At 65.3% G+C, this 10,086-nt stretch carries 7 protein-coding genes and 1 pseudogene; all 8 read left to right on the top strand.

All coding sequences use genetic code 11. The features are described from left to right. Positions 1-244: 244 nt before the first annotated feature. Positions 245-1,642: a multicopper oxidase domain-containing protein gene (locus HAPAU_RS21740; RefSeq protein WP_066383888.1), complete on the top strand. Its 1,398-nt coding sequence runs from the start codon at positions 245-247 to the stop codon at positions 1,640-1,642. Then, positions 1,642-4,407 carry a hypothetical protein gene (locus HAPAU_RS13930; RefSeq protein ID WP_066383891.1) on the top strand — a complete coding sequence of 922 codons (2,766 nt, stop codon included), beginning with the start codon at positions 1,642-1,644 and terminating at the stop codon, positions 4,405-4,407. The genes HAPAU_RS21740 and HAPAU_RS13930 overlap by 1 nt, the downstream gene beginning before the upstream one ends. A 41-nt stretch (positions 4,408-4,448) precedes the next feature. Next, positions 4,449-7,331, top strand: coding sequence for a bacterio-opsin activator domain-containing protein (locus HAPAU_RS13935; RefSeq protein WP_157078476.1), 2,883 nt, complete (start codon positions 4,449-4,451; stop codon positions 7,329-7,331). Between the two features lie 71 nt (positions 7,332-7,402). Further along, positions 7,403-7,609, top strand: coding sequence for a hypothetical protein (locus HAPAU_RS13940; protein WP_066383895.1), 207 nt, complete (start codon positions 7,403-7,405; stop codon positions 7,607-7,609). A 31-nt stretch (positions 7,610-7,640) separates the two neighbouring features. Next, positions 7,641-7,940 carry a HalOD1 output domain-containing protein gene (locus tag HAPAU_RS13945; protein ID WP_084383736.1) on the top strand — a complete coding sequence of 100 codons (300 nt, stop codon included), beginning with the start codon at positions 7,641-7,643 and terminating at the stop codon, positions 7,938-7,940. A 94-nt stretch (positions 7,941-8,034) separates the two neighbouring features. Next, the gene (locus tag HAPAU_RS13950) at positions 8,035-8,793 is read left to right on the top strand and encodes a hypothetical protein (protein WP_066383896.1); all 759 of its coding nucleotides are present in this window, start codon (positions 8,035-8,037) and stop codon (positions 8,791-8,793) included. A 111-nt stretch (positions 8,794-8,904) separates the two neighbouring features. After that, positions 8,905-9,246 carry a hypothetical protein gene (locus HAPAU_RS13955; RefSeq protein WP_245634123.1) on the top strand — a complete coding sequence of 114 codons (342 nt, stop codon included), beginning with the start codon at positions 8,905-8,907 and terminating at the stop codon, positions 9,244-9,246. A 179-nt stretch (positions 9,247-9,425) separates the two neighbouring features. Further along, a pseudogene (locus HAPAU_RS22010) lies at positions 9,426-10,086 on the top strand (hypothetical protein); the annotation flags it as partial.

The raw sequence follows: 10,086 nt of genomic DNA on the forward strand, positions 1-10,086 counted from the left end.
GCCGAGTGTTCCGACCTCGTACTCGTAGTCATTCGGTACGCATGTCAGTATACGACCATATTTCTGCGCGCAGAGCGATAATACTTCCATACCGTCAGGTGGGGCGACCCGAAACGGCGTCGAGCGACGCTCCGCCACGGAGACCGCGTTACTCCGGCTATCAGCGGCGTGTAGAGTCGCCTTACCGGATCAAATCACCCCATAACGGAGTAGATTCTTCCCACAGAGCTACTCGAATCATAGCATGACCGAAAACCACCCTGACGAATCGAACCGAACTGTCGATTCCGAAGAACAGTCATTCGAGCAACCACACACCTCGCGGCGGAACTTCATGATCGGCGCCGGAACGGCCGCCGGCATGATGGGCAGCGGATATGCCGCCCGCGAGCGGCTCCGCGAGGCGATACCCGACGAACCGGCCAACGGCGGTAAAGTACGGCACTTCGACGTCCACGCGGTCGAGATCGACATCGTCTACAACGCCTTCGGCGTCCACCAGCCAAACGGCGCGATGTACGTCCTCAAGGAGAAGAAAGACGAGGTGCGAAAGGCCTCCGGCGAGATTCCCGGTCGCGCGTTCGACGACATCGAGGACACTCACGACATCGACCATTCTATTCATCAGGATTGCGACGGAGATCACGACCACGAGGACGACTGCGACTGTCACGAGAAGCGCGACAGGGAGAAGCCGAGCGGGGTCGACACGTCGGTGATTCAGCCGCTCGTGATCCGGGCAAACGTCGGCGACGTCATCGAGATCGAGTTCCACAACGACCTCGACCGGCGCGCGTCGATCCACCAGACCGCCCTGCCCTACGACCTACAGGACTCGGACGGCATGTCGGTCGGGTTCAACGAGGACACGACCGTCGCGCCGGGAGAGTCGATCACCTATCGGTGGTTCGCGAGTAACACGGGCACGCACTTCTTCTACGACGGTGCTAACCAGGCCTACGACAGCGCCGACGAACCCCCACAAAAGGCGAACCTGCTGAGTCGGTCGCTATTCGGCGCGGCCGTCGTCTACGAGCAGGGCGTCACGTGGACCGACCCGAAGACGGGCGGGGAGTTGAACAGCGGCGTGCGTGCGGATATCCACGACCCCGAGGTGCTGGAGACGAGCTATCGAGAGTTCGTCACGTTCTATCACACTCCCGAGGGGATCGAACCCGATATCGACTTCCCGGACGGCGACACCCCCCAGACGACCCACGCGATCAACTACCGTTCCGACCAGACCGGCGTTCGCGTCAACGACGAGTGTCCCGACTGTGACCTCGAGGAGTTCTTCTACAGTTCGTGGACCAACGGCGATCCCGGCGGCGGCGACAACGTCTACGAGACGTACAAGGGCGATCCGATCAAGTTCTCCGTCGTCGGGGCCTCCGTCGAGGATAACCACGTCCATCACCTCCACCAGCACCGCTGGAAGGAGATCCCACAGCGCACCGACGCGGACACGATCGACTCCCAGACGGTGGGATTGGGTGCGACCTCCTCGGCTCGGACTCGCTTGCGACCGGGTATAACTACGATCAGGAGACGCCCGCCAAGGAGAAACGCACCTACCGCTGGTACGCCGACGAGGAGGGGTCGATCTTCTTCCACGACCACATCTCGGGTATCGACGAGGTGATGAACGGCTCCTTCGCAGGGCTGATCGTCGAGCCCGAAGGCTCGATCTGGCGCGATCCCTACACCGGCGAGGAGATCGAGGCCGGTGCACAGGCGATCGTCGAGCAGCCCAACGGCGAGGACTTCCGCGAGCAGTGTCTCCACTACCACGACTTCGCGGAGCTGTGCGACCGCGATGGCGACCTGATCACCAACCAGATCCAGCACAACGTCAACCAGGGGACGATGGCGATCAACTACCGCAACTCCCCGTACTACAACCGCAACGACCCGGACCCGGCGTACGTCCACAGTTCGGCGGTTCACGGCGACCCCGAGACGCCCGTCCTCGAGACGTACCCCGAGGACACGATTCGAATTCGGCTGTTCCAGGGGGCCTACGAGGAACAACACGACTTCTTCCACCACATGCACCGGTTCAATGCGCGGAACCTGAACCCCGAATTCAGCGTCTCGCAGGTCATCGGCACCTCCGAGGCGTTCACCTTCGAGATGGATCTCGCCGAGCAGGAGGACTTCGAGATGCTGCACAACCCGGACGGGCTTCCGGTCCACGACCACCTCTTCGGGTCGGCCGTCGACGACGACCTCTGGACCGGGATGTGGGGGATGCACCGCGTCTTCGATGCGAAAGTCGATCATCTGCAACCGCTTCCCGATCAGGGTGCGCCGGACGAGCGGATCACGAGGGACGAACTCCGCGAGATGGGCCACTGGGCCGGCTTCACCGACCGGTGGAAGGAGCTGGGCCAGAAGTGGCGCTTGATCTACCCCGAGGGCGCCGACCGGGAGTTCCCGCCCGATAAACCGTTCCGCCAGAACGAGAACGTCGGCGAGATCCCCCCGAAGGCGCCCGATCCGGGTCAGCCGTGTGCCGAGGATGCGCCCGTCCGCACGTACAAGGTCACGGCGTTCAACCTGGACATCGAGTTCAACGAGTACGGTGATCACGATCCCCATGGAATCATCTTCGCGCTCGACGAGCACGTCGAGGACATCAAGTGCGGCCGGCGCCCGCCGACGCCGCTGGTCCTGCGGGCGAATCAGGGCGAGTGCATCGAAGTCAGGCTCAAAAACGACCTCGACGAGTTCGACGAGGACCACGACCACCCCCAAATGCGGATCCTCCGGAACTGGGACCGCTCGAAGCGCATCTCGTTGCACCCCCAGCAGATCACCTACGACATCAACGGCTCCGATGGGGCAACGGTCGGGTTCAACTTCGATCAGACGGTCGAACCGGGCGAGTCGATCACCTACCGGTGGTTCGCCGACGAACTCCTCGACAACTGCGTGCTGTGGGACATGGCGGACGTCCGGAGCAACCGCCACCACGGCGCGTTCGGCTCGCTCGTGATCAGTCCCGCCGGAAGCGAGTGGCTCTCGCCGCGCACCGCCGAGCCGCTCTCGGACGCGGGCGACGGCACGCCCGCGGCGTCGATGCCCGAGGCGATGATCAAGACGTCCGGGGCCGCCGATACCGGTTCCGCAGTGAACGGCACTGGAACCGGCGATATCCAGCCGGTATCGGACTTCCGGGAGTTCACCCTCTCGTTCAGCACCGGGCGATATATCGTCAACCGAAAGGACGAGGACGACTGCGTCGTCCCGGTGAACCCCGACGATCCCGAGCAGGACCCCGACGCGCCGTGCAACCAGATCGGCGATCCCGAGGATCAGGGCTACGGCTCGATCAACAACCGCGCGGAGCCGTTCATCCGGCGCTTCGAGCGCAACAGCGACGAACAGCACCTCGTGTACGACTCCGGGGTCCACGGCGATCCTGCAACGCCCGTCTTGAACGCGTTCCTCGACGATCCCGTCGCGTTCCAGGTCCAGACGGGAACCGGGAAGTCCCGCGGCCTGCGATTCCACCTCTCGGACCACCAGTGGCCGCGGTTCGTCGGCCCGGAGCGGAACCCGCCGGGCGAGGTGCTCGCGAACCCGCCCATCGAGGGCTCGCCGACCATCGGGGTCGACGACCGCTTCGGCGTCGGGCTCGGCCTCCGGTTCGACATGCTCGGCGGGGCGGGCGGCCTCGCGGGGAGCACGGGTGACTTCATCTATCAGGAGACCCAGCAGCGCCGTCTGCTCGAATCCGGCATGTGGGGGATCTTCCGCGTTCGCAAGCAGCCACGCGAGTTCGCCGATCGGTGTCACCCGCTGCCCGATCGCTCCGATCCGGTGCCCATCGAGGAGCGCCCCGGTTGGATCGTCGGGCGGACGGACATGACCGACTCGGCGGGCGAGGACACCGCGATCATCGTCCCCGACAGCGACATGGGACCGGCCGGATCGGTGGCGCTACACTGCTTTGCCGACCCGATCGAGGAGGCACAGATCCCCGATCTGACCGATCCCGACGTGCAGGTCGTCCTCCACGCCGACGAGGAGAACGGTCGACTCGACGTCGTCGTCCACGATCCGAGCGATATGGAACCCGAGACGACGATCGAGATACTGAGCGATACGACGATCGAGGTCGTCAGCGCGGGGATCAGCGAACCCGTCGAGGCCGTCGCGGAGGGCGCGGACGAGGACCCCGACGAAGTCAGCATCGACGACCCGCTGGTCGAGCCGGTGTCCGCGCCCCTCGGCGAGGCGCAACTGGACGGCTTTGTGGGGGCCGACGTCGTGGTCACCACCCCGGCGACCGACGAGCCGGCGAACTTCGGAACGCTGATCGAGGCGGTGTCGACCGACGAGGGGACGACCTCCGTCGAGTGGGCGGACGGGTCGACGACCGACGTTACGACCGGCGAGTAGGGTCGACGGACGAACTCCCGGCTCGCCGCGGTTAATTGCTCGTGTGTCCGATCGTGAACAAGCCCTTTACCGGCCCGCGTACTGGATCGGTGTATGGACCGGGGACATCGAGCGCGACAGCGCGGATCGGGCGAACGATGATCGATCCCGTCTCGGTTCTCTACGTCGACCCGGATCGGGCCGCACTCGATACCGTTGCGAGCGCCTTCGAGCGCGATCGACCCGAACTCTCGCTCCACACCGCCGAGAGCGCCGCGGTGGCGCGCGATCGCCTCGGACCCGGCGGGATCGACTGCGTCGTCAGCGAGTACGACCTCCCCGACGCCGACGGTCTCGACTTCCTCGCGACCCTCCACGAGGAGGTGGGCTTACCGACCGTCCTCGTCACCGACCGCACGGATGACGCGCTCGCGTGCGAGGCGTTCTCGCGCGGGATCGACGAGTACCTCCACCGGGGCGATCCGATCCAGCCGACGGTGCTGGCCCACCGGATCGACCGGACGCTCGCCGGGCCCGACGCCGTCGAGGGGTCGAGCGCCCACCTCCGGGCGCTGACGCACGCCGCCTCGGACGTGATCGTCACGGCCGACGACACCGGCACGGTCCGGTTCGTCAACGAGGCCGTCGAGGACGTCTTCGGCTACCGGCCCGAGGAACTGGTCGGGAACTCGATCGGGACCCTCGTGGCCGAGGCCGACGCCCCCGAGTACGTCGCCGGCCTCGAACGGTATCTCGACGCCGAGGACGGAACGTGGGGTCACGCCGAGGTCGACGGCCGCCACCGCGACGGCTCGCTGATCCCTCTGGAGGTCTCGTTCGGACGGTTCGACCACGCCGGAGGGCGCTTTTTCACCGGGATCGTCCGGGACGTCTCCGAGCGCGAGCGCCTCGAGTCGGAACTGGGCGAACTGATCGGTCGGGTCACCGACGCCTTCTTCGGCCTCGACTCGGAGTGGCGATTCACCTTCCTGAACGAGCGCGCCGAGGAACTGATCAACCCGGAGGGGCGGGATCTGATCGGCGAGGACATCTGGGAGCGGTTCCCCGAGGCCGTCGGGACCGGCTTCGAGGAGGAGTATCGCCGCGCGATGGAGACCCAGACGCCGGTCCGCTTCGAGGAGTACTTCCCGCCGCTCTCGGCGTGGTTCGCGGTGCAGGCGTACCCCTCCGAGACGGGGCTGTCGGTGTACTTCCGGGACGTCACCGACCGAAAACGGCGCGAACAGCACCTCGAGACGCTGAACACGTTCTCGCGGGAGCTGACGACGGCAGAGACGGTCGAGGGGGTCAACCGCATCGCGATCGAGGCGGCCGACGAGATGCTCTCGCTTCCGATCGCCTCGATCGAGCTCTACGATCCGGAGACGGGCTATCTCGAACCGGTCGGTGCCGGGGAGGACTCGCCCGCCGTCGGGCATCGACTGTTCGACTCCCGGCGGACCGTTCCGTGGCAGGCCTTCACAAAGGGGGAACCGGCGATCTACGACGACCTCTCGAGCGAAGAGACGGCGCTTTGCAGCGTGATCGTTCTCCCGCTGGGCAAACACGGCGTCTTCATCGCCGGCGCCAATCAACCGCATGCGATCCCCGAGTCGGACGTCTCGATCGCGGAGACCCTCGCCGCGAACACGACCTCCGCGCTCGATCGGGTCGACCGCGAGCGGGCGCTGCGCGAGCAGACCGATCGTCTGGAGGAGAAGAACGCGGCCCTCAGGCGCGTCCACCGGCTCAACGCCGTTATCAGGGGGATCCTCGGGGAATTGACGCGGGCCTCGACACACGAGGGGGTCATGCAGTCGGTCTGTGAACGGCTGGCCGACGCCGACCCGTATCGCTTCGCGTGGATCGGGACCCACGATCCGGTCACCGACGAGATCACGCCCGAGGCGTTCGCCGGCGTCGAGGAGGGCTATCTCGACGAGGTCACGGTGACCGCAGACGACAGTTCGACCGGGCAGGGACCGGCCGGCAGGGCGTTTCGTACCCACGAGGCCCACGTGCAGAACGACCTCTACTCGGACCCGCCGTTCGAGCCGTGGCGACAGGCCGCCCTCGAACGGGGCTACCGGGCGAGCATATCGGTCCCGATCGTCCACCGGGACTCGATCCACGGCGTGTTGAACCTCTACGCCGACGAGGCCGACGCCTTCGACGAGACCGAGGTATCGGTGCTCACGGAGCTCGGGGAGGCGATCGGCTACGCGCTCGCCGCGCTCGATCGACGGCAGGCGCTGGTCGGCGACCGCTCGATCGACCTCGAGTTCCGGGTTCGGGACCCCGAGGACCCGGTCCTCGCGTTCGTCCGGGAGCACGCTCTCACCATCGAATTCGAGAACACCGTCTACCGGGCCGACGGGACGCCTCGCGTGTTCGTCACGATCCCCGACGTCGATCCCGACCGGGTCGAACGGCTCGTCCGCGAGAGCGACGCTATCGAGGACGTAACGTACATCCGAGCGCAGGGAACCGACCGGCTGTTCGTGTGTACGCTGACCGACTCGGCGTTCCTCTCGGCGCTCGTCGATCACGGCGCGTTCCCCCGCGTCCTCGCTTCGGGGGACGACGGCGAACGGGTCGTGGTACGGGTCGCGGGGGCGGCCACCGTCCGCTCGGTGATCGACCTCCTCGACGAGCGCTACGACGAGGCCGAACTCCTCGCACAGCGCGAGCGCGACGAGCCGATCACGACCCAACGGGAGTTCGAGGCCGCGTTCAACGCCCTGTTGACCGACCGTCAGGAGGAGGTCCTGCGCGCGGCCACCGTCAGCGGCTTCTTCGAGTGGCCCCGGGGGATCACCGCACAACAGCTCGCCGAGGTCTTCGACGTCTCCCAGCCGACGGTGAGCCGACACATCCGCGCGGGCGAACGAACCCTGTTCGAACTGTTGTTCGATGGGGCCGATCGACGGGATTTAGATATATAACACGATTCGAGCGATCGGGGATAGATAGTTACTCCGTGGGAATATGCGTCTCCCGACCCGAGAGGACACCGATGGAGCAGGACGCGTTTCACTGTCAGGACTGTGAATGGTTTCGGGCAGTAGGGACCGTCTCCGCCCGACCCGAGGCGATCAGGGGAGCCATCTCCCACCACATCGAGACGGGTCACGAGATCGTGTCCGACGACCTGTCAGGTGACGTCTCTCCGGCAGGACGGCCATCCGACCTGACGCTGTCGGCAACCCGGTCGGACGACTGACGGCCACGAACGCCCTCCGTTACCCCCTCCCATGGCCACAGACTCTCACTCGAACCCGATCCACGCACCGCTCTCAGAGGAACCCGTCGCCCTCCGCTACTCGATGGACGCCGACGAAACCGCCTGCGAAGCCGTCTGTCGGGCCGTCGCCACGGTCGAGGACTGTTCCGTACTGGAGCTGGCTCCGATCGGGGAGGTCATCGATACGGATTCGCTCGACGCGCTGTTCTCGCCGTCTCACCGGGACGAACGGTACCACCTCACGCTCCGGTACGCCGGCTACGAGGTCGTCCTCCACGGCGACGAGATCACCGTCCTGCCGGTCTCGTAGTCGAGATCCCATCGGGGTTCGGTCACGCAGGCGAGCCGTTCTTCGTGGCCCCCGACGTAGAGGGGGTGTCACCCTGCGGTCGGGGCGACGGATCATGACCAGTAGATCGACGGACAACGATCCCGTCTCACTTCCCGAACTGCTCGACGCGCTCACAGCGACGATCGTCGCCGAGAGCGACGACGAAGACCTCGTCGCGTTCGCCGAGAAGCTGCGGACGGTCGTCGAGGAGGCGACCGACGTGGTCGAAACGATCGACTTCGAGAGGCTCCCGGACGCGATCGACGGCGAGGAACTTCCCGACGCCATCGAGGCCGAGAAGCTCGCGGACGCGCTCGAAAACGGCGACGCCACCGAGATGATCGACCTCGCGGAGCTGTACGAGGCGGTCGACCTCCTGGAACTCTGGAAGACGGTCGACCTTCCCGCACTCCGCGAGGAAGGCGAGGAGTTGAACGTGGAACTCACGGACCTCCTCGGGACCGAAGACGAGTCCTCCGAGGACGAGGACGGCGGGATGTTCGATGAGGCCGTCGACACGCTGTTGGGCGCCGAGAGCAGACAGCAGGCGCTCGTCTCCCGTCTCGACGCCGCTATCGATGCGTTTCGCGTTGCGTTGTTCGAGACACACGCGACGGTTCGCCGCCTCTACGAGGCCAACCAGCGTGACCACGACCGGGGGGATCACTCCCGATCGCGGCGGCCGACGACCCGCTCGACGATGCCGCGCGGGCCGCTCGTGGATTCGGCCTCGACGCGCGTGTCGACCGTCCCGAGACGGGTGCGCCACTCACGAACGAAGGGCCGTTCGCGGGTCTACGGCCGTCGGTTCGAGCGCGTGGGAGGCCGGTGACCCATGGGCGTCGCGCCGGCTGTGATCCACCTTCATATAGGAAATATTACCTATTTGTTCCGGTAGTACCTTCATGACAGTATCCGTCCAACCATAGTCGTGAGAAATGAAATGGAAATGATAGTAAACCTCAATCGACTAAGCCACGAACTCTCCGGGACGGTCGCCGACCGCGAGCGCTCGCGTATCGAGACGCAGCTATCGGGTATCGAGCGCTGTCCACACTGTGGGTCGCCCGCGAGACTCGACGCGATCATCGCCCCACCGCCGGTCGACACCGCACGCGAGGAAAGCGAGGGACGCCGTCGCTCGGTCCTCAGCGACTATCACGTCGGTGCCCGCTTCGATCCGTGCGAGCATGAGGTGGACCTCCGGACCATCGACGGGATCGCTATCACCCTTCGAGACGCTCCCATCGAGGTCGACTACCACCCCGACTCGGTTATCAATTGACGAATTTGTGTCAACAGAGGTTGTAGTATTTACGATTCTTCTTACGGATGGACCGAACCCGGAATCGGGTGACGGTAGCCGTATCCGGCCAATAATATGTTTTTTTATATCATTTATATACTGAAACAATTGATCGCGGTGTATTTATACCATAGGTTGATGTGTTAGGATAATCTCACATGACCAACGAAGAAGCGCGTGTGGATCCGGAACGTACCAGTCGTACTAGTCGTCGCAGCTATCTCGGAGTGCTCGCAGGGGCCGCTGCCGCCCCGGTGTTCGGGTCGGTCGCGAGCGCCGACAGCGAACGGGTGATCACCGTCATCGGTCGGGGTTCGACGGCCCACTACGAGTTCAGCGTCTCGGGCGACGTCGAGAAGTCCACCGCTCACGACGGGACGATCAACTCCTTCGATTCGATCGACGAGTCACGAGTGACGGGCCGAACGACGCACGAGGCCGATTCGTTCGCCTTCACGGGCGAGATCTCCGGCTTCGAGACCGACGCTCCGGTCGACGTTTCGATCGACGGCGAGCCCGCGGATCTGGGCGGTGGCGTCCAGGCGACCTCGACGGACGACGAGGACGACGGCGAGGACAGCGAGGTCGACGAGTCGGAGTACTCGGAGGTAGTGGACATCGTGGAGGCGGGTGCGGACAACGACGGCAACGAATCGATCACCTCCACGCTCCGCCAAGTAGCCGACGACGGTACCCTCGTGAAATTCCCCGCCGGCGAGTACCTCATGGATGGCCAGTTCCGCATCGCGGGCTACGAGCAGTTCGGGATGGTCGGCGACGACGCCACCATCCGCGTCGCCCCCACCGACGGCTACACGT

Origin of the sequence: Halalkalicoccus paucihalophilus (assembly GCF_001593955.1) — an archaeon.
Lineage (GTDB): Archaea > Halobacteriota > Halobacteria > Halobacteriales > Halalkalicoccaceae > Halalkalicoccus > Halalkalicoccus paucihalophilus.

What these genes read in the sequence shown, in the direction of transcription:
- HAPAU_RS21740 (WP_066383888.1), top strand. Translation starts at nt 245, where the DNA reads ATGACCGAAAACCACCCTGACGAATCGAACCGAACTGTCGATTCCGAA.
- HAPAU_RS13930 (WP_066383891.1), top strand. Translation starts at nt 1,642, where the DNA reads ATGAACGGCTCCTTCGCAGGGCTGATCGTCGAGCCCGAAGGCTCGATC.
- HAPAU_RS13940 (WP_066383895.1), top strand. Translation starts at nt 7,403, where the DNA reads ATGGAGCAGGACGCGTTTCACTGTCAGGACTGTGAATGGTTTCGGGCA.
- HAPAU_RS13945 (WP_084383736.1), top strand. Translation starts at nt 7,641, where the DNA reads ATGGCCACAGACTCTCACTCGAACCCGATCCACGCACCGCTCTCAGAG.
- HAPAU_RS13950 (WP_066383896.1), top strand. Translation starts at nt 8,035, where the DNA reads ATGACCAGTAGATCGACGGACAACGATCCCGTCTCACTTCCCGAACTG.
- HAPAU_RS13955 (WP_245634123.1), top strand. Translation starts at nt 8,905, where the DNA reads ATGGAAATGATAGTAAACCTCAATCGACTAAGCCACGAACTCTCCGGG.